Genomic DNA, 22,996 nt, shown 5'->3' with positions numbered 1-22,996 from the left:
AGGCTCTGCCAGCTAGCGCCAGTAGCGGGCGTCGTCCACCACCTCGGCGTGCCTTTCGAACAGCGCTGGCAACTGCTCCTTGAGGTAGTCGATCCAGGTACGCACCTTGGCATCCAGGTAGTGCCGTGACGGGTAGATCGCATACAGCGCACTCTCGCGCAGCCGATACGGCGCCAACAGGCGGCACAGCCGCCCCTGCCCGATCGCCTGGCTGGCGGTGTAGAACGGCAACAGGCCAATACCCATGCCCAGCTCGCTGGCTACCAGCATGGCATCGGCAACATTGGTGGAGAAACCGTCCTTCGGTACGATCACACACTGGTCGACCCCCTGCGGGAACACCCAGTCGCCTTCGTACAGGGGGTAAGACATGCGCAGGCAACGGTGGCCGTGCAAGTCTTCGGGGCTTTCCGGTACGCCATTGGCTTCCAGGTACGCCGGGGCCGCGCAGGGGATACTGAAGATATTGCCCAGCGGCACGGCGATCAGCTGCGAATCGGGCAACGCGCCGTCAACGGTAATCACCACATCATGCCCTTCGGCCAGCGGGTCGGGGTTGCGCTGTGACAGGGTCAGCTCGATCACCACCTCCGGGCACAACGCGTTGTAACCAGCCACCAGTGGCATCAGCAACAGCCCCAGGCCATGGGGACAGTGCAGGCGCAACCGCCCACGCGGCGTCAGGTGCGCACCACGGGCCTCGCCCACCGCTTCTTCGGTCAGCAGCATGATCTGCCGCGCCCGCTCTAGAAACCGCTCACCGGCCTCGCTCATGCGCAAGCGCCGGGTGGTGCGGTGCAACAGGCGGGTCTGCAACTGGTTTTCCAGCTCCGCCACGATGCGCGAAACCTGTGCCGCAGAGATGTCCAGGGCGTTGGCGGCCGCCGCGAAGCTGCCGCATTCCACCACACGGGCGAAGGTACGCATGGCATGCAGCATGTCCATGAAAGTGAGCTCCTTAGCGGGTGTTATTATTGCGTTAAAGGCAGGAATCTATCACGACTTAGCCCATTTATTGTGTACGGCCTTTGAATACATCATTAGTCATACATTGTAAAAGGAGCCAGTCATGAAACCCTCCCTCGCTGTAATCGCCCTTTCCGCTGCCTTGGCTTCGTGCGCAGCCCTCGCCGCCACGGGCAACGATCAGCCAACCAGTAGCAACTATGCATATGGCATGCACCTGGATGTGGCCAAAGTGATTTCCATCACCCCGCCCAGCAACGTCGGCGACTGCCAGATCGGCACCGCTCACATGGTGTACCTCGACCACCATGACCAGAAGCACGAAATCAGTTACCGCGAGCTGAGCCACTGCTCGCAACAGTAACTCAGGCCAGCAGCTGCGTTATCCAGCCTACCTGCTGGTTGAAGTCGTCTATCTTCGCCTGTGGCACTGCGCCCCGGGCCCGCTGGAAATTGGCCAGGGTGTGCTGTTTCTGGCGCAGCATGCGCTGCCATTTACCCATAAAAGCCGCGCTCTTTTCCTGCATCAGCAACGGCCCGAAGTACAGCTGTTGAGCGGTGTACACCGTCCTGCCCGGCTCGGCAACGATGATTTCGTAGTCGAAACGGTTTTCCCGCAGCAGTTCCTCGTGGACGATCCGGTAGCCATTGCCGGCCAGCCACTGGCGTAGTTCGCGCTCACCGCCGTTGGGCTGCAGTACCAGGCGGGTGACGCCGGCCAGGCGCTGCGGGCCTGCCTGCAAGATGGCGCACATGGTGTCGCCGCCCATGCCGCACAGGCTGACCACCGTGATACGGTCCTGTGGCTCGATGGCGGCCAGGCCATCGGCCAGGCGCACGGCCACAGCGGCCTCCAGGCCGTTGCGGCTCACCGTGCGCTGGGCCGAGGCGAACGGCACCTGCGCCACCTCACCGGCCACCCCGGCCTCGATCACCCCGCGCAACATCAACGCCACCGGCAGGAAGCCATGGTCCGAGCCAATGTCGGCCAGGCGCGCGCCCTGCGGCACATAGGCAGCGACGCGCTCCAGGCGCCGGGACAAAGTCTGTTCGTTCAACGTAAACCTCTGGTCTGGCAATCGGCCGCGATTTTGCCGGTGAACGCCGCGCTTTACAAACGCCGGGGTGCGCTCGACCGGTGCGCTGCGCTCGCGTAGGCTTGCCGTTTTCCTTCCGTTGCAAGGCGAACCACACCATGGCTCAAGCAGACATCATCTATACCCCCGACCCGGACGCCGACTCGATTTCTTCCGACGTCGCCGAGTACAACGGCGTGCTGGTCACCACCCAGATCCCGACCCGTGCCGACGGCAGCCTGGAGCTGGGTGACATCGTCGCGCAAAGCGAGTGCACTCTGCAGGCCTTGAAAGTGGCGCTGGAAAAAGCCGGCAGCGGCATGGACCGCGTGCTGCATCTGACCATCTACCTCACCGACATGGCCGACCGCGCTGCATTCAACGAGGTGTACCAGCGCTTCTTCAGCAAGCCCTGGCCGGTACGTGCCGCCGTTGGGGTGGCCGCCCTGGCGTTCGACGGCATGCGCGTCGAAGTGACGGCGATGGCCGCCAAGCGCTGACCGACCGTCGTTGCCGCCCCCTCGCACCCTGGCTGCACACCTTCGGGCAGCCCACGGGTGCCGCCAGACCGTTTCGCCGCTACAATGCGCGCCTAACCCGTGACAGCCCGAAAATACAACGACATGTCCCTGCCAAAGAACCACCTGGAACTGCTCAGCCCTGCCCGTGACGTGGCCATCGCCCGTGAGGCGATCCTGCACGGCGCTGATGCCATCTACATCGGCGGCCCAAGCTTCGGCGCGCGCCACAATGCCTGCAACGAAGTCAGCGACATTGCCGAACTGGTCGAGTTCGCCCATCGGTACCATGCGCGCGTGTTCACCACCATCAACACCATCCTGCACGACAACGAGCTGGAGCCGGCGCGCAAGCTGATCCACCAGTTGCATGACGCCGGTGTCGATGCACTGATCGTGCAGGACCTGGGGGTGATGGAGCTGGACATCCCGCCGATCGAACTGCACGCCAGCACCCAGACCGACATCCGTACCCTGGAGCGGGCGAAGTTCCTCGACCAGGCCGGTTTCTCGCAACTGGTGCTGGCCCGCGAGCTGAATTTGCAGCAAATTCGCAGCATCGCCGCCGAAACCGACGCGGCCATCGAGTTCTTCATCCATGGTGCACTGTGCGTGGCATTTTCCGGCCAGTGCAACATCTCCCACGCGCAAACCGGGCGCAGCGCCAACCGAGGCGACTGCTCGCAGGCCTGCCGCCTGCCCTATACCCTGAAGGATGACCAGGGCCGCGTGGTCGCGTTCGAGAAACACCTGCTGTCGATGAAAGACAACAACCAGACCGCCAACCTGGCCGACCTGGTCGATGCCGGCGTGCGCTCGTTCAAGATCGAAGGGCGCTACAAGGACATGGGCTATGTGAAGAACATCACGGCCCACTACCGCAAGGAACTGGACGCCATTCTGGAGGGCCGCCCACACTATGCCCGCGCTTCCAGCGGGCGCACCGAGCACTTCTTCCTGCCCGACCCGGACAAGACCTTCCACCGCGGCAGCACCGACTACTTCGTCACCGACCGCAAGGTCGATATCGGCGCGTTCGACTCGCCAACCTTCACCGGCCTGCCGGTGGGCGTGGTGGAAAAGGTCGGCAAGCGCGACCTTCACGTGGTGACCGACGTGCCGTTGACCAACGGCGACGGCCTGAATGTGCTGGTCAAGCGCGAAGTGCTGGGTTTTCGCGCCAATATCGCCGAGCCCCGCGGCGAGTTTGAAGAAGACGGCCAAAAACGCTACCGCTACCGCGTCGAGCCCAATGAAATGCCCGAAGGGCTGCACAAGCTGCGCCCCAACCACCCGTTGTCGCGCAACCTGGACCACAACTGGCAACAGGCCCTGCAGCGCACGTCCTCCGAACGCCGGGTGGGCGTGGAGTGGCACGCGGTGCTGCGCGAGCAACGCCTGCTGCTGACCCTGAGCAGCGAGGAAGGGGTCAGTGTGCAGGTAGCCCTGGAAGGCCCGTTCGGCGTCGCCAACAAGCCCCAGCAGGCACTGGAGCAACTGCACGACCTGCTCGGCCAGCTGGGTACCACCCTGTACCACGCCGACCGTATCGAGCTGGACGCCCCGCAGGCGTACTTCATCCCCAACTCGCAGCTCAAGGCCCTGCGCCGCGAGGCCATCGAGGCGCTGACCGCCGCGCGGGTACAGGCCCACCCACGCGGGGCGCGCAAGGCCGAGACCACGCCGCCGCCGGTATACCCCGAGTCGCACCTGTCGTTCCTGGCCAACGTGTACAACCAGAAGGCTCGCGACTTCTACCACCGCCATGGCGTGCAACTGATCGACGCCGCCTACGAGGCCCATGAAGAGCACGGCGAGGTGCCGGTGATGATCACCAAGCACTGCCTGCGTTTCAGCTTCAACCTGTGCCCCAAGCAGGCCAAGGGTGTCACCGGCGTACGCACCAAGGTCGCGCCCATGCAGCTGATTCAGGGCGACGAGGTACTGACGCTGAAGTTCGACTGCAAGCCGTGCGAGATGCATGTGATCGGCAAGATGAAGAGCCATATCATCGACCTGCCGACACCGGGCAGCGCAGTTGCACAAGTGGTTGGGCACATCAGCCCCGAAGACCTGCTCAAGACCATCCCGCGCGGGCCGCATTGAGGGCTTCGGCCCTGGGTGATGTTCGCCCAGGTGCCGTGGCGTAACGCTCAGCGTATCTGGTGCTTGTGCAACAAGCGGTAGAACGTCGGCCGCGAAACCCCCAGCACCTTGGCAGCCATGCTCAGGTTGTCACTGTGCCGGTTGAGCACATCGCACAAGGCCTGACGCTCGGCGCGGTGCTTGTATTCTTCCAGGGTGCCTAACGGCTGCTGCTCCTGGTCGTGCAACTGCAAGCCCAGGTCCTGCGCCTCGATCTGCCGCCCTTCGGCCAGCACCAGGCCGCGGCGTACGCGGTTGGCCAGCTCACGAACGTTCCCCGGCCAGTCATGGTGGCCCATGGCTGCCAAGGCGTGTTCACTGAAGGAACGGGGCCGGCGCCCGGTTTCCAGGCTGTAGAAATGGGCAAAATGGTTGGCCAGCATGGACAAGTCGCCGTGCCGGTCGCGCAGCGGTGCTGTCACCACCTGCAACACGTTCAGGCGGTAATACAGGTCTTCGCGAAACCGCCCCTGCTCGATGGCCCGTTCCAGGTCCACGTGGGTCGCCGCCAGCACCCGCACATCCACCGGTATTGGCTGGCTGCCGCCTACCCGCTCGATGTGCTTCTCCTGCAGAAAGCGCAGCAGGTTGGCCTGCAGTTCCAGCGGCAAGTCGCCAATTTCGTCCAGGAACAAGGTGCCGCCGTGAGCCGCTTCGATACGCCCGACCTTGCGCTGGTGCGCCCCGGTAAAAGCGCCTTTCTCGTGGCCGAACAACTCGGATTGGATCAAATGCTCAGGGATGGCGCCACAGTTGATGGCGATGAACGGCTGATCGCTGCGCTGCGACTGGCGGTGCAACGTGCGCGCCACCAGCTCCTTGCCAGTGCCGCTTTCACCGCGTATGAGCACAGGTGACTCGGTCGGCGCCAGTTTGCCCAGCAGCTTGCGCAGTTCGCGAATCGGCCGGCTGTCACCGAGCAATTCGTCGTTCGCGTCATCGACCTTGACTGCCCCCTTGCCGCGCAGGCGCGCCATACCGAACGCCCGGCCCAGGGTGACCTGTACCCGCGAAACGTCGAACGGCAAGGTGTGGAAGTCGAAAAACCACTCACACACAAAGTCACCGAAGGCTGGCATGCGCAGTTGGTCGGCGCTCAGCACGGCGATCCACTCGGTGTTGCTGCGCTTGATCATGTCCTTGACCGCGTCCGGGTGCCGCAGGTGCGCGGCCTGCAAGCGCAGCAGGCCCACATCGCAGGGGTGGTCCAGTGCAGCGGCGAGCATGCAGCTGTCGACGTCCCAGCCGGCGTTGCGCAGGCCCGGCAATAGGCGGTGGCAATCGTCGCAGGGGTCGACGATCAGCAAACGGCGTTGCGCGGCAGGCTGTTGCATGACCGATCCTTGGCGCCAAGGTTTGAATTTTTTAAAGTAAAACAGCAAGTTGTGGCGCCCGTTTAACAGTAGCAACGAAGTTGACGGTGCCCAGTACCGTCCGTCTGCCGACGCCTTTTTTTACAAATGCCCACGGGAATTTTCGCACTTTAACGACATCACATGGCGGCGCAGGGAATAACGGAGATTGCCCTGGCAAAAAATTTATTCGCAATGTGTGACTTGCCACCGGACAACGAGCATCAGTACACATAACCCCGCGCTGCACTTCGCGAACCTGAGGCGACTTTGAAGCAACGCGGACTTACTTCGCTGTTTGGGACCATAGAGAGACCGAACCATGAATGCCCCGCTCCGTGTCAACGAAGCACTGCTGATTGCCGACCACGCCTTCGAACCCTTCCAGTGCGTAGCCTGGGATGCCCCTAACGGGACTGGTGAACTCAGCCTGGCAGTGATCGACCGGACCAACACCCGCATTGGCGCCAAGCAGGTGTCTTCGCGCATCTATTCCGACCCCGCGCAGTGGGCCAGCCTGATCGAGGAAGTGCGCGCCGAATTGTGCGAAAAAGGTTACGACCTGCGACCGTGGTCGATGCCGAAATAATACCGGCGTTTATAACAAGTGCGTGCAGCGTCACGCACTTGTGCAACTTTCATCGCGCCGGCCTGACAACTTTGGCACTTGCGACACTGTGCCGCAGCGCCCCTGTTCAATGCGCGAGCTTGAAGTGTTGCAAGTGCTGATAATCCGCCTGCAATTGCTCGGCCAGGCGCTGGGCACGCCCTAGCCGTACCGGCGCCAGTTCCATGTCGACCAACAGCGTGGCACAAGGCATGGGTTGGACCGTGTTGCTGTGCTGCACGCGCCCATCGGTAAACACCAGGCAGCGCAGCACTTCTTGCGGGTGTGCCCGCTGGCGTGCCTGCAGCCAATGCCGGGCCTGCTCCAGGGCTGCGAACAGTGGCGTGCCCCCGCCAGCCCCCAACGCCTGTAGCCATGGCTGCAAGGCCGCCGACGCCTTGAGGCCATGGCGCTGCCACTGCGGCATGCGCCCGCTGGCCGTGAGCAGCGCCAGGCGAGCCCGCTGGCGATAAGCCTGATCGAACAGTGCTGCCAACACCCCCTTGGTCTGCGCCAGGGCCTGGTGGCGGCGGGTTGAAGCCGACGCATCGACGACCACCAACCACAGTTCGGCAGGCCTGGCCTGGCGTTGCTGCCAGCACAGGTCCTGGCGCTGGCGTGGGCGCCCCTTGAGCAAAGTCGCCAGCCAGGCGACCTTACCTGCCAGCGCGTCGCGTGCGCGGCCCCGGCTGGCACCGTGCTGCTTGCCTGCCCCCGCCTTGGCATCCCCCCCTGTGGCGTGTGGCTGGGGGGGGCTCAGGGCTTTTTTGCCCAGTTTGGCACCTCGCGACGGGCGCCACTGGCCACCGGCTGCGCGGGCAATGCACCCCAGTCGCCCTGCCCGCCTTGTTCACCAGGGTTGCTGCCGGCCGGCTGTTCGGCCTGTTGCGGGGGGGCTGGCGGATTGGCCTGTGGCGCCACCCGGCGGCGATGGCGCAAGGCGAATTCGGCCACGGCCTCCACGTCGGTTTCTTCAATGGCTGAAGCACCGCGCCAGGCACAGTGGGCGCGCGCCGCGCGTAGCCAGACCAGGTCGGCGCGCAAGCCATCCACGCCAGCAGCAAAACAGCGCTCGGTGATCCAGGCCAGTGCCTGGTCGTCCAGCGCAATGCCCGCCAGCACATGACGCGCCGCCTGGCAGCGCTCGCGCAACTGCGCCTGCGCCTGCGCCCATTGCGCGCAAAAAGCCTGCGGGTCATGGTCGAAGGCCAGGCGCCGACGGATGATCTGCTGCCGGGCCGCAGGTTCGGGCAAACCTTCCAGGGCCACATTCAGGCCGAACCGGTCGAGCAACTGCGGGCGCAGTTCGCCTTCTTCCGGGTTCATGGTGCCGATCAGCACGAAGCGGGCACTGTGGCGGTGCGAGATGCCGTCGCGCTCCACGCGGTTGGTACCGCTGGCGGCCACGTCAAGTAACAGGTCGACCAGGGTGTCTGGCAGCAGGTTGACTTCATCCACATACAGCACGCCGCCATCTGCCTGGGCCAGCACCCCTGGGGAGAACTGAGCCTTGCCCTGGCCAAGCGCGGCGTCAAGGTCCAGGGTACCGACCAGCCGTTCCTCACTGGCACCCAGCGGCAGGGTCACGAACGGGCCCTCACCCAGCAGGTCGGCCAGGCCACGGGCCAAGGTGCTCTTGGCCATGCCGCGCGGGCCTTCGATCAGCACGCCGCCGATTTTCGGGTCGATGGCCGTCAGGCACAGGGCCAGCTTCAGGTCGTCGGCACCCACCACGGCCGCCAGCGGAAATTGTACGGGTTCACTCATGTCAAGCCTGTTCCTCGCCGTCGAGCAGTTGCTCCTCGAGCGCTTCGCGGTAGTCGCCAGGCGCCTGCCACAGGCCACGTTGCTGGGCCTCCAGCAGGCGCTCGGTAAGGTCACGCAACGCCTCGGGGTTGTGCTCGCGCATGAAGTCGCGGGTGGCTGGGTCGAGCACATAGGCGTCGGCCAGCCCCTGGTAATGATGGTCGTCGATCAGGTGCGTGGTGGCGTCGAAGGCGAACAGGTTGTCCACCGTCGCCGCCATCTCGAAGGCGCCTTTGTAGCCATGTCGCTTGACCCCATCGATCCATTTGGGGTTCAGCGCACGGGCGCGGATCACCCGGTTCAGCTCTTCTTTCAAGGTACGGATGCGCGGCCGGTCCACCTGGCTGTGGTCACCGTGGTAACTGGCCACGCCGGCCCCGCCCAGGGTTTCCGAAGCCGCCAGCATGCCACCCTGGAACTGGTAGTAGTCGTTGGAATCGAGCAGGTCGTGCTCGTGGTTGTCCTGGTTTTGCAACACCGCCTGGACCTTGGCCAGGCGCTGGGCGAACTGGGCGCGGGCTGGGGTGCCGTCATCGCTGCCGCCGTAGGCATAGCCGCCATGGTTGAGGTAGACCTCGGCCAGGTCTTCGCGGCTGTGCCACAAGCGGCCGTCGATGGCATTCTGCACCCCGGCACCGTAGGCGCCGGGTTTGGCCCCGAAGACCCGCCAGCCAGCCTGCCGAGCGGCCTGTTCGGCGCTTGCGCCTTGGGCCTGCAGCGCAGCGCGCTCAGTGCGTACACGGGCAGCCAAGGGGTTGAGGTCGTCGGGCTCGTCCAGCGCGGCCACCGCCTGCACCGCGGCATCGAACAGCCGGATCAGGTTGCCGAAGGCATCGCGGAAGAACCCGGACACCCGCAAGGTCACGTCCACCCGTGGGCGGTCGAGCAAGCTCAGCGGCAAGATCTCGAAGTCATCGACCCGTTGGCTACCGCTGGCCCACACCGGCCGTACGCCCATCAACGCCATGGCCTGGGCGATGTCGTCGCCGCCAGTACGCATGGTAGCGGTACCCCACACTGAAAGACCCAGCTGGCGCAGATGGTCGCCATGGTCCTGCAGGTGGCGTTCAAGGATCAGGTTGGCCGAGGCGAAGCCCAGGCGCCAGGCCGTGGTGGTAGGCAGGTTGCGCACGTCCACGGTGTAGAAGTTACGGCCGGTAGGCAGCACATCGAGGCGGCCACGGCTGGGCGCACCACTGGGCCCGGCCGGCACGAAGCGCCCGGCCAGCGCCGCCAGCAAGCCCTGCATTTCTGCGCTGCCGCAGGCATCCAGGCTCGGCGCCACCTCCATGCACAGGGCTTGCAGCACAGCATGCACGGGGTGCCATGCGGCACTGTCAGGTAGCTGGGCAATGCCGCCCAGCGCCTGCTTGATCAGTTGCAGCGCCAATAGCTCCAGGCGCTCCCGTGTATCGCCACAGGTGCGCCATGCCTCGCAGCTTACCGCTTGCAACGGCTCGGGGCGGGCGCCCTGCCACGGCTGACCGAGTTCGCAATCCAGCGGGTCGAAGCCGGGCACCAGCGCCTTGGCCAAGGTGCGTAGCAGGCTGGCATTGCCGCCTCGGCCATCGCCGCGCTCGACCCTGAGCAACGCCAGCAGCGTATCCAGCCGCAGGCGCCCGGCAGGCGATTGGCCAAACACGTGCAGGCCGTCGCGGATCTGCGACTCCTTGAGGTCGCACAGGTAAGTGTCCAGGCGCGGCAGCCACACGGCAGCATCGTCCAGCTGCCCCTCCAGCTGCAGCTCGCGGTCGATATGGTTGGCCTTGACCAGTTCGAGGATGTCTCGCTGCAACTCGCGCGCCCGCCGAGGGTCGAGCAGTTGCGCTTCATAGAACTCGTCGGCCAGTTGCTCCAGGTGGCGCAACGGCCCGTAAGTCTCGGCACGGGTCAGCGGCGGCATGAGGTGGTCGATGATCACCGCCTGGGTACGGCGCTTGGCCTGGGCGCCCTCACCGGGGTCGTTGACGATGAACGGGTAGATGTTCGGCAGCGGGCCGAGCAAGGCGTCCGGCCAGCACTGCGCCGACAGCCCTACGCCCTTGCCTGGTAGCCATTCGAGGTTGCCGTGCTTGCCGACGTGTATGACCACGTCGGCAGCGAAGGCATGGCGCAGCCAGAAGTGGAATGCCAGGTAACCATGTGGCGGCACCAGGTCGGGGTCATGGTAGACCGCGCTGGGGTCCACCTGGTAGCCACGCGCCGGCTGGATGCCGACAAAGGTCAGCCCAAACCGCAGGCCGGCGACCATCAGCCGGCCACTGCGGAACATCGGGTCCTGCTGGGGCGGCCCCCACCGTTCCAGCACCGCCTGGCGGTTGGCTTCGGGCAGGCGCGCGAACGCCGCCTGGTAGTCGGCCAGGCTCAAGCTCTGGGCGCAAGGGCGCTGGTCGAGGTGGTCGAGGTCGTTGGTCACGCCACCGAGCAACTGCTGGATCAGTTGCGTGCCACTGCCCGGCAGGTCGGCCACCGGGTAGCCTTCGGCTTGCAAGGCCTTGAGGATGTTCAGGGCCGCAGCGGGCGTATCCAGGCCAACGCCGTTGCCAATCCGGCCATCCCGGGTTGGGTAGTTGGCCAGTATCAGGGCGACGCGCTTCTGCCCATTGGGCAGGCGGGCCAGCTCGACCCAGCGGCGCGCCAGCTCGGCGACGAAGTCCATGCGCTCAGGGTGGGCGCGGTAGCACACCACATCCGACTGGCTGCGTTCGCTGCGCCAGGCCATGTCCTTGAAACTGACCGGCCGGGTGATGATGCGCCCGTCCAGTTCGGGCAAGGCAATGTGCATGGCCAGGTCGCGCGCACCCAGGCCTTGTTCGCTGGCTTCCCAGCCGGGCTGGTTGTCCTGTGCGCAAATGGCCTGCAACACCGGGATATCACGGCGGAACGGGCGCAGGTTGGGGCGTTCGGGGCTGGACAGGGCAAAACCGGTGGTGTTGACCAGCACCTCGGCGCCAACCTCGTCCAGCCAGGCTTCGACCTGCTCCAGGCAGGCGCTTTCCTTCAGGCTGGCCACGGCGATCGGCAATGGATTCAGACCGGCCGCCTGCAGGCGCTGGCAGAACACGTCGATGAACGCGGTGTTGGCCGCTTGCAGGTGCGAGCGGTAGAACAGCAGCGGCGCTACCGGGTGATCGGGGTGCCACTGCGGGTACCAGTCTTCCAGCGCCGCGCTGCCCTTTTGCGGGTGGTACACCGCCGTGCGCGGCAACGGCTGCGGCTCGTCCCAGGCATAGTCGCGGCCCAGCCACTGGCTGGCCAGGCAGTTGAACAGGTTGATGGCATTGGCCTTGCCGCCCTGGCGCAGGTAGTGCCAGAGGCGTTCGGCCTGCGCGCCGGTGACGTTGCCCAGACTGGTCAGTTCCGGGTCCGGGCGGTCGTCGCCCGGCACCAGGATCAGCTGCACGCCACGGGCCGCCAGTTCGACCAGTTGTTCTACGCCATAGCGCCAATAACCGACGCCACCGTGCAGCGACACCAGGATGACCTTGGCGTGGCGCAGCACCTCGTCAATGTACAGGTCGACCGAGGCATGGTTCTGCACCTGCATCGGGTTGGCCAGGCGCAGGCTGGGGAAGTCTTCGGGCAATTGCTCGGCGGTGTCGGCGAGCAATGCCAGGTGGGAATCGCCGCTGCAGAGAATCACCAGTTCGGCGGGTGTCTGGCCAAGGTCGGCGATGCTGTCATCCGGCACGAAGCCGCCGGGCTGGGTCCGCAGCAGGTGCATGGGTCAGGCGCCCAGGGCCTGGCGCAGGCGCGCTTCCAGCTGGGCCGCATCAAGGTCCTGGCCGATCAGCACCAGGCGGGTGATGCGCGGCTCGTCGGCGCGCCAGGCACGGTCGAAGTGCTTGTCGAAACGGGTACCCACGCCTTGCACCAGCAGGCGCATCGGCTTGCCCGGGATAGCAGCGAAGCCTTTGGCACGCAGGATGCCGAACTCCACCACCAGCTGGGTCAGGGCGTCGAGCAGCAGGCTTTCGTCGGCTTCCGGCAGGTCGATGGAGATGGAGTCGAAGGCGTCGTGGTCATGATCGTCATGGTCGTCGCCGTCGTGGTGCGCATCGTGATGGGTACGGCGGCCATCGATATGCACTTCGGACTCGGCACCCAGGCCCAGCAGCACTTCCAGCGGCAGCTTGCCGCTGCTGGCTTCAACCACTTTCACTGCGGCGGGCAGTTCTTCGGCAACTTCGGCACGCACCTTGGCCAGGTCTTCGGCGCCGATCAGGTCAGCCTTGTTCAATACCACCAGGTCAGCGCTGGCGAGTTGGTCGGCGAACAGCTCATGCAGGGGCGACTCGTGGTCCAGGTTGGGGTCTAGCTTGCGCTGCGCATCGACCTGGTCCGGGTAGGCGGCAAAGGTGCCGGCAGCCACCGCCGGGCTGTCGACCACGGTGATCACGGCGTCGACGGTGCAGGCGTTGCGGATTTCCGGCCACTGGAAGGCCTGCACCAACGGCTTGGGCAGGGCCAGGCCGCTGGTCTCGATCAGGATGTGGTCCAGGTCGCCACGGCGTGCCACCAGCTCGCGCATCACCGGGAAGAATTCTTCCTGCACGGTGCAGCACAAGCAGCCGTTGGCCAGCTCGTAAACGCGGCCGTTGGCCTCTTCTTCAGTGCAACCGATGCTGCATTGCTTGAGGATTTCGCCATCGATGCCCAGTTCGCCGAACTCGTTGACGATGACCGCGATGCGGCGGCCCTGGGCGTTGTCGAGCATGTGGCGCAGCAACGTGGTCTTGCCCGAGCCGAGAAAGCCGGTAACGATGGTAACGGGGAGCTTGGCCAGTGTTTTCATGTCGCAGTGCCCTTGGCAGTATGGCGCGGGCATGCAGGACGACAGCCACCGGCCAGGCCGGCCGGGCTTGTTCGCCACCGGATCACCCCGCCCGGTTGAAAGTCGAAAACGTGACGAGGCAGGTCTCCTGGCTTGCACCGTTCCAGTTGCCTGCCACGGCAGCAGTCTGGCGGGATGACGCCTTCCCGCGCGTTGGCGCAGTGGCTGTGTCGATCCGTTGTCGGTGCTTACAGTTGCGGGGGCAGCCGCGGCTTGTACCGCGTTCCCGTCTTAGCTTCGGCCTGGCCGAAGAACCTCGAAGTGGCAAGGCTACGCAGTGGTTGGCGGGTGGTCAACCGTTGCGGGTTGGCCGGGCGGCGGTGGGCAGTGCAAATGGGTTAAAGTGGCAGCCCGACCCACGTTCAAGGCCACCTCATGTCTCACGCCCCCTACCCGCCCGGCCCTGTGCAGTGTACCGGTGAACACCGCCTGCCCATGCAAGCCAATGACGAGGTCAACCCGTGAAAGCGCTGAGCAAACGTGAACTGGCCCAGCTGGAGCGCGAGCTGGTGGCGTGCCTGACCGAAGCCTGCGAAACCGCCAAGGCGGAAATTCTCGGGTTCAGTTGGCTAACCCACCGTCTTGACCCGCATGAGTTTCCCGCCAGCCTGCGGATAACCTGGGTGTTCGAGCAGGAGGCGGACAAGTTGGCGGCCCTGGCGGGTGACGCGAAGGGGCGCATGCTGGCATTGACCCGCCTGGCGCTCGAGGAAGCAGGCATAGCGCTGGACCACCCCGCCTGGCATGTGCGCTTCGACAGTGAGCAGGCCTGTCAGGAACGCCACGGCGGCGACTGGGCCAAACGCTTGCAGGGGCGCTGAACGCTCGCGACAAAACCGGTAGGCCTGGGTTTTCTCCCCGGCCTGGCCTTGCCCGCTGGCGGGCTGCTCGACGAAACCTGCGACCGGCCGTTCCCGATCCGCCACGGATGTATTAAGGTGGCGTGGTGCGCATATAACAGCAGCCCGAGCGATCGGGCACTAGCAAGACAATGAGGGTGTCATGAGCAACGAAAGCATTAATTGGGACAAGCTGGGTTTCGACTACATCAAGACCGACAAACGCTACCTGTCCGTATGGCGCAATGGCGAGTGGGACAAGGGCACCCTGACCGAAGACAACGTGCTGCACATCAGTGAAGGCTCCACCGCGCTGCACTATGGCCAGCAATGTTTCGAGGGCCTGAAGGCCTACCGCTGCAAGGATGGCTCCATCAACCTGTTCCGCCCGGACCAGAACGCCGCCCGTATGCAGCGCAGCTGCGTCCGCCTGCTGATGCCGCAGGTGCCGACCGACGTGTTCATCGAGGCGTGCAAGCAAGTGGTCAAGGCCAACGAAAAGTTCGTGCCACCGCACGGTAAGGGCGCCTTGTACCTGCGCCCGTTCGTGATCGGCACCGGCGACAACATTGGCGTGCGCACCGCCCCCGAGTTCATCTTCTCGGTTTTCGCCATTCCGGTTGGCTCGTACTTCAAGGGCGGCATGAAACCGCACAACTTCCAGATCTCCAGCTTCGACCGTGCAGCACCGCAGGGCACCGGTGCCGCCAAGGTCGGCGGCAACTACGCTGCCAGCCTGCAGCCAGGTGCCGAAGCGAAGAAAGCCAACTTCGCCGACGCCATCTACCTCGACCCGCTGACCCACACCAAGATTGAAGAAGTCGGCTCGGCCAACTTCTTCGGCATTACCGCCAACAATGAGTTCGTCACGCCTAAATCGGCCTCGGTGCTGCCAGGCATCACCCGCCTGTCGCTGATGGAGCTGGCGCAATCGCGCCTGGGCCTGACCGTGGTCGAAGGTGACGTGGAAATCAGCAAGCTGGAGCGCTTCGTCGAAGCCGGCGCTTGCGGTACTGCTGCGGTGATCACCCCGATTGGCGGCATCGAGTACAACGGCAAGCTGCACGTGTTCCACGACCTGGAGAAGGTCGGCCCGGTCACGCAGAAGCTCTACAACGAGCTGACCGGCATCCAGAGCGGTGATGTGGAAGCACCGGCTGGCTGGATCGTCAAAGTCGCCTGAAGCGCTTTTGCGTTGTAAAGACGGGGCATGCCATCGCTGGCATGCCCCGTTTTTTTCATGGACCAAGCCATCAGGCAGCGCCTTAAAGGTTTGAGCCTCTGCGCGTCAACGGCCAGGGCGGCGTGCATCAATAGTCACTATCGAGAGGGGCAATTTCTACCACGCGCGCCAACCACATAACCTAGCTCCATCGCCTCGCCACTTACGCCCTTGGCCCTTGGAGCTACCTGATGAACACCCTGGCCCGCTTGCTGACCGCCACTTTTGCCCTGCTTGCCCTCGCCATCAGCAGCGGCTGTGCCAGCCACCCTGAACTGCGCCCGTACAGCGCCGACGAAACCCGCCAATTACAGCTGGAGGCCTTGCAGCGCCGCGGTCTGTCGCTGGACGACTATGAGCAGCAACGCCGGGTGATCCAGCGTGCCGGCAACCTGCCGGTGGTGACCGAGGCAGCCGATGCCGACCGTTCGACCAAAGGCTGAACCCGCCGCTACAAGGTTTTCAGAGGCCGCTCGGGCAGGTATCCTTGAACGCTCTACCGTAAGCCCTCCAGGACGGTGACCATGTTCAGGCCCCTGCTGTTGCTGAGCATTGCCCTGCTGTTCAGCCCCCCTCTGCTGGCCCAGCAGATGAAGCGCCAACTGGGCGATTTCGACTTTACACTCGGCACCACCCCTTCCCGCAGCATGGCCCAAGGGTTGATTTCACCCACAGCGGTCGGCGCGTTTCATGGCGGCATGGATTTCAGCCACCCCAGTGGGCTGTACGTCGGCCAATACGCCCCAAGCATGGGGGTGGCGGCCAACTCGACCCTGCGCCTGGACAGCTACATGGGCTACAAGCACCACTTCGACAGCACCTTGGGCTATGAGGTGGGGTTGATCCACTACAGCCAGCCAAACATCGCCGGCGCCGACAGCGTAGCCCTGTATGGGGGAGTGTCGGTACTTGGCAGCCGGTTCGGCGGCGCACTGCGCGACAACCCCGACAACCGCACCGGTACGCTGTTCGCCGACTTTGGCCAACTGCCATTGTTCGATGTCGACCTCACCGTCAAACTCGCCCATCACCGCCTGGGCACACCCTTCACCATCGGCGATGGCAGCCAGGTGAATGCCTTTTCCGACTGGTCGCTGGAACTGTCGCGCCCTTGGCTAGGCATCGACCTGAACCTGATCTACAGCAACTCGAGCCTCAGTGGCACCAGCTGCGACGCCTATTCAGGCATGAACACCTATTGCGACAGCGTGGTCACCCTCAAGGCCCAGCGCAGCTTCTTCTAGGCTTTTCATACAGGGCCTGGCGGCGCGGTACCAGCGCCAGGGCAATGCCGCCCAGCACCACCACACTGGCGAGCAACAAACGCAGCGATAACGGCTCGCCTATCAGCGCAACCCCGCCCAACCCTGCCAGCACCGGCACACTCAGCTGCAGGGTCGCCGCCTGTTGCGCACTGACCTGGCGCACCACGCTATACCACACGGCGTAACCGGCCCCGGAAGCCAGCACACCGGAGCCCAGGGCGAACAGCAAGCCACCGGCGCTGAGGTGTGGCCCGCCCCCCAGCAACAGCAGCGGTGCCAGCACCACCAGCCAGGGCAGGCTGCGGGTAAAGTTGCCGGCCGTGTCGGCCAGCGGCCTGGGCGACCCTCTGCCGAGCAAGGTGTACGCCCCCCAGGCGATGCCAGACATAACCATCAGCAAGGCCCCGCTGAACGGTGGCGCCGAAGCGCCTGGCAACAACAGCACCAGCAAGCCGGCGAAGGCGATCAGCATCCCCAGCACGCCCCGTGCGCTGATGCGTTCGCCCTTGCACCAGGCAAAGCCGAACATCGTGATCTGCACAGCACCGAACAGCAGCAAGGCGCCCGCCCCGGCGCTCAGTTGCAGGTAGGCCGCTGAAAACAGGAAGGCATACAGGCACAAGGCCAGGCCTGCTCGCCAGGTGCCGCCCATGCCCTCTGCCGGCCGGCGCAAGCGAATCAGCACCAACAGGAACACTGCACCACTGGCCAGGCGCACCACCGTGAACGAGGCTGGGTCGATCGCCCCGTCTTTAAGGGCCAGCCGGCAGAACACCGAGTTGGCGGCAAATGCCACCAGGCTGAACAGCGCTGGCCAGAGCCAGGCCCGAGCCTTGTGTTCGGCAAGCGAGGTAGTGCCAGTGCTCATGGTGAGGTCACCTCTGAGTGAATTTTGTTGTTGTAACGGCACTGTAGTTGGGTCCGGCCCTGCCAGACAAGCAGCGAACCACCCTGGCGAGGTGGGGATAGGCATTGCTGCCGGGGTGGAACAGCCCCTCGGCACCGAACCTTAAGTTAATTCGAGGTCAAGTAGGCCATTTCCTACAAGCAGCTGAGTGATTGAACATCGCGTTCGTTTGCTCAGCCGGCGCATGCCGGTATGGTGCAAGGTACGGCACGGAGGCCTAACCACAATCAAGGACAAAACCATGAGCAAATTTGAATTTCAGTTGGCTTACACCGTCGAAGGGGATGAGGCGGATGCAGCGAAGGCACGTACGTACCTGCGCGAGAAAACCGGCCTGGAGACCGTGCAGCACATCGAGACCACATTGCTTGGCGTGGTCACGCTCGAAGCCACGACGCTTGCTGACCGCCAGAAGGATGCCGAGCGCGTGTTCCACGCATTCATACACGATGCGTTGAAGACGCTGGGCGTGCTGTCCACCGTGAAGTTCTACGGCTGCCTGATGGTGAACGGCCTCGGCCCCGCCATTCGCTTCAGCGTGCTGCCCAAGTGACCGCTGAAAAGTGACCGCTGACGGTATCAGGCGCGCGGGCGCCTGATACCTGTGCCGGTCATTTTTCTTCGAGTACGGACCGGCCTTTGACGGCGCGCGGGCCACGCCAGGCCCAGAACAACAAGCCGGGGATTGGCGCGTAGACCACGAACACCACCCACAACATCTTGCGTTCGGCGCGCCGCTCACTGCCGATGATGTTCCAGATGGCCCAGATTTCCATGAGGATGACCAAGGCTGCGACAATGATCCAGATCGTTCCGACTTCCATAAGCGCTCTCTCTTTGCCGTGTAATGGCTTGGGTTGTTATTGACGCTGAGGGTTCAGATTGTTTTGACCACTCCTGCAGGTAACGCACCTCACTGCTGCGGCGCACGCTCCAGCGCCGCCTTCAATTTCGCGGCATCGGTGAACGCCTGCTGGCTCACCAATCTGCCTTCTTGCAACTGCAACCACTGCACCTGCCCTGGCTGCCCGGGGTACCGGCTGGCTACCCGCCCTTCCCGGTCGAGCAGCACCCTATAGCTGTAACCGCGCATGGCCGGGATGGCGAACAGCTTGCTGATCAACGCGGGCATGCGCTGGATGTCGGCGACGAATACGGCCTTGCGTGCTTCCAGGTAGCCTTTGTGCGCGTTGGCCAGTGCAGCCTTGACCAACTTGGCGCCGTCCATGTCGCGCGCCACCAGTAGTACCTGGGTGTCCGCGCTCAGGGTGTAGGCCTTGTCATACTGGTCAAGCAACGTGAAGGGCGCGAGCGGTTCGCCCGGCTCCATGGCCGTGGCCAGCAATGGCAACAAGCTGAGCAACAAGGCAGCGGCGTATTTCATCGAAAGGTTCCTCAAGGGCCAGGCGTTTGATGCAAACGCCTATGGCAAAGCATAGTGGCAAAGTCTGCAGCCATACAGGTTGCCTGAACACGACCTGTAATACGACACCGCCACCGGGGAGATTGTCTTTCCTCCAGCCACCGGCCACACTCTGCGAGCCAGCCAGCAAGCGGAGTTCAGAGTGCCCACGCCACGCCAGTTCAGCAAGAAGACCAGTACCAGCAACATGCTGCGGCTCAAGGCCAGCAGTGCCGATGCAAAGGCCCCTTATCGAGTCGATTTCGTGCTGCTCGAACACTTCTCCATGGCCAGTTTCACCGTGGCCATGGACGTGCTGGTCACGGCCAACCTGCTGCGTACCGACAGCTTCAGTTTCACCCCGCTGTCGCTGGACGGCGACCGCGTGCTCAGCGACCTGGGGCTGGAACTGGTGGCCACCGAATTGTCGACGCAGGCGTTGCAGTCACCGGACCTGCTGGTCATCTGCGGTGGCTTGCGTACGCCACTCAAATACCCGGTACTCGACCGCTTGCTCAGTGATTGCGCGGCCCATGGCATGGCCTTGGGTGGTTTGTGGAACGGCGCCTGGTTCCTGGGGCGCGCCGGGGTGCTGGATGACTATGGCTGCAGCGTTCACCCCGAGCAGCGTGCCAGTTTGTCCGAGCGCAGCCCGCAAACCCGTATTACGCCGGCCAGCTTCACCCTGGACCGCGACCGGCTCAGTGCCGCCAGCCCGAACGGCGCCATGGAACTGATGCTCGGGCTGGTGAGGCGCTTGTATGGTGACGGCCTGGCCGAAGGCGTGGAGGAAATTCTGTCGTTCTCAGGCGCCCGTTACCGCCAGGTCGGGCCGGGGGCCAAGAAGTCCATGAGCCTGCACCTGCGTACCATCGTCGAACTGATGGAAAACAACCTCGAGGAAACCCTCAGCCTCGACCAGTTGGCCGCCTACAGCGGGCGCTCACGGCGGCAGATCGACCGGCTGTTCCAGGCCCAACTGGGCACATCGCCGCGGCGTTACTACATGGAGCTGCGCATTACCAAAAGCCGCAGGCTGCTGCAGTATTCCGACCTGTCGGTGATGGAAGTGGCGGTGGCTTGCGGCTTTGTCTCGGTGTCACATTTCAGCAAATGCTATGCGGCGTATTTTGGCTACCCGCCCTCGCGTGAGCAGCGGTTGGGCGACTGAGCAGGTTGGCGCAGCGTCAGGGGCGCTGCTCGACCTGGATGTAGCGCAGCACCGCATCACAGATCATCGCCTTGTGCCGCAGCTTGACCTGGTCATCCGACAGGTCTATCTGGAAGATCTCGCCAAAGGTATGCCGGTTGGACACCCGGTAGAAGCAGAAAGAGCTCATCAGCATGTGCAGGTCGATCACCTCGATACCGCTACGGAACACCCCTTCTTCTACCCCGCGGCGCAGCGTATTGCCCAAGGCTTCGAGCACCAGGCTGCTCATTTCGCGAATAGCCGGGGACTGCTTGACGTATTCGCCGTAGTGGATGTTTTCGGTGCAGATAATCCGCACGAAGTCGACATTGCGGTCGTGGTGGTCGAAAGTGAACTCCACCAGCCTGCGGATCGCCTGGTCGGCCGGCAGTGACTCCAGGTCGAGGCTTTGCTCGGTCTTGCGAATATCGCCGTATAGCTTGACCAGGCACTCGCAATACAACTGCTCCTTGCTGCCGAAGTAGTAGTAGATCATGCGCTTGGACGTAGCCGTGCGTTCAGCGATGGCGTCTACGCGAGCCCCGGCCAGCCCTTGCTGAACGAATTCGTGGATGGCGGCCTGGAGGATATCCTCGCGGGTTTTCTCGGGGTTGTTCTTGCGCGTTCTGCGCCCCCCTTCGGTTTCAGGCTGGCCAAGGCCGACTACGGAATCACTCATACCCACTCACAGGCTGTTTATTGGAATGTGGGGGATTATCCGTGAGCACGGCCGTGCAGGGAAGCACGCTGTTGCGGCTAGCGCTGGGCCGTGACCGGCTCTGCTGGCGGCGTCAGGTGCAATACACGGTCGCGTCCGCCCTCGGCCAGCAGGTAACCGCCCTTGCCGTCGGCGATGATGGCCTGGGGCGCCTTGAGAAACGTCAGCACCGTGTGCTGGCTGCCGTCGGCAGCGATACGCAGCAGCCGGGCGCGGTGCGTGTTGTCCTCGCTGATCCACAGGCCACGCTGGTCGCAGTACAGGAACGTGGGGTTGCGCAAACCGTCGACTACCACCGGGTCGCTGCCATCGTCGGCCAGGGCGCGCACGGTGCCCTTGGCTTTTTCGGTGTACAACAGGTCGCCCCGACAGCGTGTCAGCCCTTCGGTTTCTGTCAGGCCGGAACGCAGTACGTCCAGTTGCCCGCTCTGCCAGTCGTAGCGCATGAGGCGGCCGTTACCTTTTCGGTCTTCGATGGCATACAGGTGCTTGCCGTCGTTCCACAGCCCTTGCACGCTGTCGCCATCGAACAAGGGCGTGACCTTGCCATCGCGGGCCAGGCTGACCGGGGCGGCTCCGCCCTCCTGGCTGAATACCCAACCGCCCTGGGCCGCGACCATGCCGTCGGGCTTGGACAGGTTGTCGACAACTACCACCCGGGCACCGTCGGCGGCGATCTTGAGAATGCTGCCGCGGCCGTCGTCCAGCTCGCGGCTGACCAGCAGGCTGCCATCGGCTTGCGGCAGCAGTGACGCGGCCTTGGTCACGTCACGGTGCAGCACACCGACTGTCCAACCTGCCGCGGCCTGCACCGGATAGAAACTTTGCCAGGCGAAAAAGCCCAATGTGGCCACGAACAGGCCAGTGGTGGCGCTGAAGACGATTCGGGTGCTGCGCTTGCGCAGGATAGGCGGCATAGGGGGCTCCTCGGAAATGCCGGGGGATCCTAACAAGTGAATGTGAAAAATATGTCGGAAATATCTGATCGGTAGCCCACGACCTGATGTCAGTCCGTCAATCGGTTGGGGCCGCTTTGCGGACCAATGGGTCCCATCCTCCCCCCCCCTGCGTGCGAACGCGCATTCAGCGATCGAATCCTGGGTATTCCAACATTTAATTTGTGCATGGCGCGCGATCGACCCTATTCTGTCGCCACATCCCCTGCGCCGCACCGGCCGGTGCGGTTCACGGCATGGGGAGAGAACAACAAGTCGAGATTGTCCATGTCGAACCATTCGTACTTCGCCCCCCACGGTGGGCACCCGGCTCAAACCGAGCTGCTGACTGACCGTGCCATGTTCACCGAAGCCTACGCCGTCATCCCCAAAGGCGTGATGCGTGACATCGTCACCAGCCACTTGCCATTCTGGGACAAGATGCGCATGTGGGTCATCGCCCGCCCACTGACCGGTTTTGCAGAGACTTTCTCGCAGTACATCGTCGAAGTGGCCCCGGAAGGCGGCAGCGAACGCCCTGAGCTGGACCCTGATGCCGAAGCCGTGGTGTTCATCGTCGAAGGTGAACTCGACATCACCGTCGAAGGCAAGCACCACACCCTGGTGCCAGGCGGCTATGCGTTCCTGGCGCCAGGCGCCGAGTGGAGCCTGCGCAACAACAGCAAAGCCAATGTCACCTTCCACTGGCTGCGCAAGCACTACCAGAAAGTCGAGGGCCTGGACGCACCTGAGTCGTTCGTGACCCACCGTGACAACGCCACCGTCATTGAAATGCCGGGCACCGAAGGCCGCTGGGTCACTACCCGCTTCGTCGACATGGCCGACATGCGTCACGACATGCATGTGAACATCGTCACCTTCCAGCCCGGCGGCGTGATCCCGTTCGCGGAAACCCACGTGATGGAGCATGGCCTGTACGTGCTGGAAGGCAAGGCGGTGTACCGCCTGAACCAGGACTGGGTCGAAGTGGAAGCCGGCGACTTCATGTGGCTGCGCGCCTTCTGCCCGCAAGCCTGCTACGCAGGTGGCCCAGGCAAGTTCAGCTACCTGCTGTACAAGGACGTAAACCGTCACGTGCACCTGACGCTGAACCCCAAGCGCTGAGGCACCGGGGCGCATGGCGCCCTGCTCCCGACACAAGGCCGCCCCCGCAGGTTTGCGTGAACCTGCAGCGGCGGCCTTGTTTCAGGC

At 64.1% G+C, this 22,996-nt stretch carries 23 protein-coding genes and 1 riboswitch; of the genes, 11 read left to right on the top strand and 12 right to left on the bottom strand.

Features of this window, described 5'->3' with window-relative positions; translation table 11 throughout:
- Positions 1 to 12: 12 nt before the first annotated feature.
- Positions 13 to 945, bottom strand: a complete 933-nt coding sequence (locus tag GEV39_RS10940) for a LysR family transcriptional regulator (RefSeq protein WP_173888925.1) — start codon at positions 943 to 945, stop codon at positions 13 to 15.
- A gap of 124 nt (positions 946 to 1,069) precedes the next feature.
- Here GEV39_RS10940 and GEV39_RS10935 point away from each other — a divergent pair, with 124 nt between their 5' ends.
- A complete protein-coding gene (locus GEV39_RS10935; protein WP_173888923.1) occupies positions 1,070 to 1,330 on the top strand; it encodes a DUF2790 domain-containing protein in 261 nt (86 codons plus the stop codon).
- A 1-nt stretch (position 1,331) separates the two neighbouring features.
- On the opposite strand, the gene GEV39_RS10930 is transcribed toward GEV39_RS10935, so the two are convergent.
- Positions 1,332 to 2,024 carry a tRNA (adenine(22)-N(1))-methyltransferase gene (locus GEV39_RS10930; protein ID WP_173888921.1) on the bottom strand — a complete coding sequence of 231 codons (693 nt, stop codon included), beginning with the start codon at positions 2,022 to 2,024 and terminating at the stop codon, positions 1,332 to 1,334.
- A 137-nt stretch (positions 2,025 to 2,161) separates the two neighbouring features.
- Here GEV39_RS10930 and GEV39_RS10925 point away from each other — a divergent pair, with 137 nt between their 5' ends.
- Both GEV39_RS10925 and GEV39_RS10920 read left to right on the top strand, forming a co-directional pair.
- Positions 2,162 to 2,542: a RidA family protein gene (locus GEV39_RS10925; RefSeq protein ID WP_115294026.1), complete on the top strand. Its 381-nt coding sequence runs from the start codon at positions 2,162 to 2,164 to the stop codon at positions 2,540 to 2,542.
- A gap of 123 nt (positions 2,543 to 2,665) precedes the next feature.
- Positions 2,666 to 4,666, top strand: a complete 2,001-nt coding sequence (locus GEV39_RS10920) for a peptidase U32 family protein (RefSeq protein WP_173888919.1) — start codon at positions 2,666 to 2,668, stop codon at positions 4,664 to 4,666.
- A gap of 47 nt (positions 4,667 to 4,713) precedes the next feature.
- On the opposite strand, the gene GEV39_RS10915 is transcribed toward GEV39_RS10920, so the two are convergent.
- A complete protein-coding gene (locus GEV39_RS10915; RefSeq protein WP_009686704.1) occupies positions 4,714 to 6,039 on the bottom strand; it encodes a sigma-54 dependent transcriptional regulator in 1,326 nt (441 codons plus the stop codon).
- 340 nt (positions 6,040 to 6,379) lie between these two features.
- Here GEV39_RS10915 and GEV39_RS10910 point away from each other — a divergent pair, with 340 nt between their 5' ends.
- Complete coding sequence (locus GEV39_RS10910; RefSeq protein WP_173888917.1) at positions 6,380 to 6,646, top strand: hypothetical protein; 267 nt, start codon at positions 6,380 to 6,382, stop codon at positions 6,644 to 6,646.
- A gap of 106 nt (positions 6,647 to 6,752) precedes the next feature.
- On the opposite strand, the gene GEV39_RS10905 is transcribed toward GEV39_RS10910, so the two are convergent.
- The 4 genes from GEV39_RS10905 to cobW form a co-directional block, all read right to left on the bottom strand.
- A complete protein-coding gene (locus tag GEV39_RS10905; RefSeq protein WP_173891686.1) occupies positions 6,753 to 7,331 on the bottom strand; it encodes a vWA domain-containing protein in 579 nt (192 codons plus the stop codon).
- An 89-nt stretch (positions 7,332 to 7,420) separates the two neighbouring features.
- Positions 7,421 to 8,431, bottom strand: coding sequence for a magnesium chelatase ATPase subunit I (locus GEV39_RS10900; protein WP_173888915.1), 1,011 nt, complete (start codon positions 8,429 to 8,431; stop codon positions 7,421 to 7,423).
- A 1-nt stretch (position 8,432) separates the two neighbouring features.
- Entirely contained in the window at positions 8,433 to 12,194 is a 3,762-nt protein-coding gene (gene cobN / locus GEV39_RS10895) for a cobaltochelatase subunit CobN (protein ID WP_173888913.1), read from the bottom strand.
- A 3-nt stretch (positions 12,195 to 12,197) separates the two neighbouring features.
- Positions 12,198 to 13,265, bottom strand: coding sequence for a cobalamin biosynthesis protein CobW (gene cobW, locus GEV39_RS10890; RefSeq protein ID WP_173888911.1), 1,068 nt, complete (start codon positions 13,263 to 13,265; stop codon positions 12,198 to 12,200).
- A gap of 100 nt (positions 13,266 to 13,365) precedes the next feature.
- A riboswitch (cobalamin riboswitch) is annotated at positions 13,366 to 13,578 on the bottom strand.
- Between the two features lie 187 nt (positions 13,579 to 13,765).
- Between cobW and GEV39_RS10885 the strand changes: the two genes are divergently transcribed.
- The 4 genes from GEV39_RS10885 to GEV39_RS10870 all read left to right on the top strand — a co-directional run bounded on the left by GEV39_RS10885 (position 13,766) and on the right by GEV39_RS10870 (position 16,609).
- The gene (locus tag GEV39_RS10885) at positions 13,766 to 14,125 is read left to right on the top strand and encodes a hypothetical protein (RefSeq protein WP_173888910.1); all 360 of its coding nucleotides are present in this window, start codon (positions 13,766 to 13,768) and stop codon (positions 14,123 to 14,125) included.
- A gap of 181 nt (positions 14,126 to 14,306) precedes the next feature.
- Entirely contained in the window at positions 14,307 to 15,326 is a 1,020-nt protein-coding gene (locus GEV39_RS10880; protein ID WP_173888908.1) for a branched-chain amino acid aminotransferase, read from the top strand.
- Positions 15,327 to 15,556: 230 nt separating this feature from the next.
- On the top strand, positions 15,557 to 15,808 hold the full coding sequence (locus GEV39_RS10875; RefSeq protein ID WP_173888906.1) for a hypothetical protein: 252 nt from the start codon (positions 15,557 to 15,559) through the stop codon (positions 15,806 to 15,808).
- An 81-nt stretch (positions 15,809 to 15,889) separates the two neighbouring features.
- Entirely contained in the window at positions 15,890 to 16,609 is a 720-nt protein-coding gene (locus GEV39_RS10870; RefSeq protein ID WP_173888904.1) for a TorF family putative porin, read from the top strand.
- Here GEV39_RS10870 and GEV39_RS10865 read toward each other — a convergent pair.
- Entirely contained in the window at positions 16,584 to 17,498 is a 915-nt protein-coding gene (locus GEV39_RS10865; RefSeq protein WP_173888902.1) for a DMT family transporter, read from the bottom strand. The genes GEV39_RS10870 and GEV39_RS10865 overlap by 26 nt on opposite strands.
- Before the next feature lie 280 nt (positions 17,499 to 17,778).
- On the opposite strand from GEV39_RS10865, the gene GEV39_RS10860 reads away from it, so the two are divergent.
- A complete protein-coding gene (locus GEV39_RS10860) occupies positions 17,779 to 18,090 on the top strand; it encodes a hypothetical protein (RefSeq protein WP_173888900.1) in 312 nt (103 codons plus the stop codon).
- Between the two features lie 58 nt (positions 18,091 to 18,148).
- Here GEV39_RS10860 and GEV39_RS10855 read toward each other — a convergent pair whose 3' ends face one another.
- Together GEV39_RS10855 and GEV39_RS10850 are read right to left on the bottom strand one after the other, a co-directional pair.
- Complete coding sequence (locus GEV39_RS10855) at positions 18,149 to 18,361, bottom strand: PLDc N-terminal domain-containing protein (RefSeq protein WP_009686692.1); 213 nt, start codon at positions 18,359 to 18,361, stop codon at positions 18,149 to 18,151.
- 89 nt (positions 18,362 to 18,450) lie between these two features.
- On the bottom strand, positions 18,451 to 18,921 hold the full coding sequence (locus tag GEV39_RS10850; protein ID WP_173888898.1) for an FAD/FMN-containing dehydrogenase: 471 nt from the start codon (positions 18,919 to 18,921) through the stop codon (positions 18,451 to 18,453).
- Positions 18,922 to 19,102: 181 nt separating this feature from the next.
- Here GEV39_RS10850 and GEV39_RS10845 point away from each other — a divergent pair, with 181 nt between their 5' ends.
- On the top strand, positions 19,103 to 20,110 hold the full coding sequence (locus GEV39_RS10845) for a GlxA family transcriptional regulator (protein ID WP_173888896.1): 1,008 nt from the start codon (positions 19,103 to 19,105) through the stop codon (positions 20,108 to 20,110).
- Between the two features lie 16 nt (positions 20,111 to 20,126).
- Here GEV39_RS10845 and GEV39_RS10840 read toward each other — a convergent pair whose 3' ends face one another.
- Positions 20,127 to 20,810 carry a TetR/AcrR family transcriptional regulator gene (locus GEV39_RS10840; RefSeq protein ID WP_173888893.1) on the bottom strand — a complete coding sequence of 228 codons (684 nt, stop codon included), beginning with the start codon at positions 20,808 to 20,810 and terminating at the stop codon, positions 20,127 to 20,129.
- A gap of 77 nt (positions 20,811 to 20,887) precedes the next feature.
- Positions 20,888 to 21,766 (bottom strand): NHL repeat-containing protein, encoded by an 879-nt coding sequence (locus GEV39_RS10835; protein WP_173888891.1) that lies wholly within the window; start codon positions 21,764 to 21,766, stop codon positions 20,888 to 20,890.
- 306 nt (positions 21,767 to 22,072) lie between these two features.
- Here GEV39_RS10835 and GEV39_RS10830 point away from each other — a divergent pair, with 306 nt between their 5' ends.
- Positions 22,073 to 22,909, top strand: coding sequence for a bifunctional allantoicase/(S)-ureidoglycine aminohydrolase (locus tag GEV39_RS10830; protein WP_029886486.1), 837 nt, complete (start codon positions 22,073 to 22,075; stop codon positions 22,907 to 22,909).
- Positions 22,910 to 22,996: the final 87 nt, after the last annotated feature.

This window comes from Pseudomonas sp. NY5710 (assembly GCF_013305665.1).
Taxonomy (GTDB): domain Bacteria; phylum Pseudomonadota; class Gammaproteobacteria; order Pseudomonadales; family Pseudomonadaceae; genus Aquipseudomonas; species Aquipseudomonas juntendi.
Note: the sequence above shows the minus strand (reverse complement) of the source record. Positions and strands in the feature narration are given on the sequence as shown.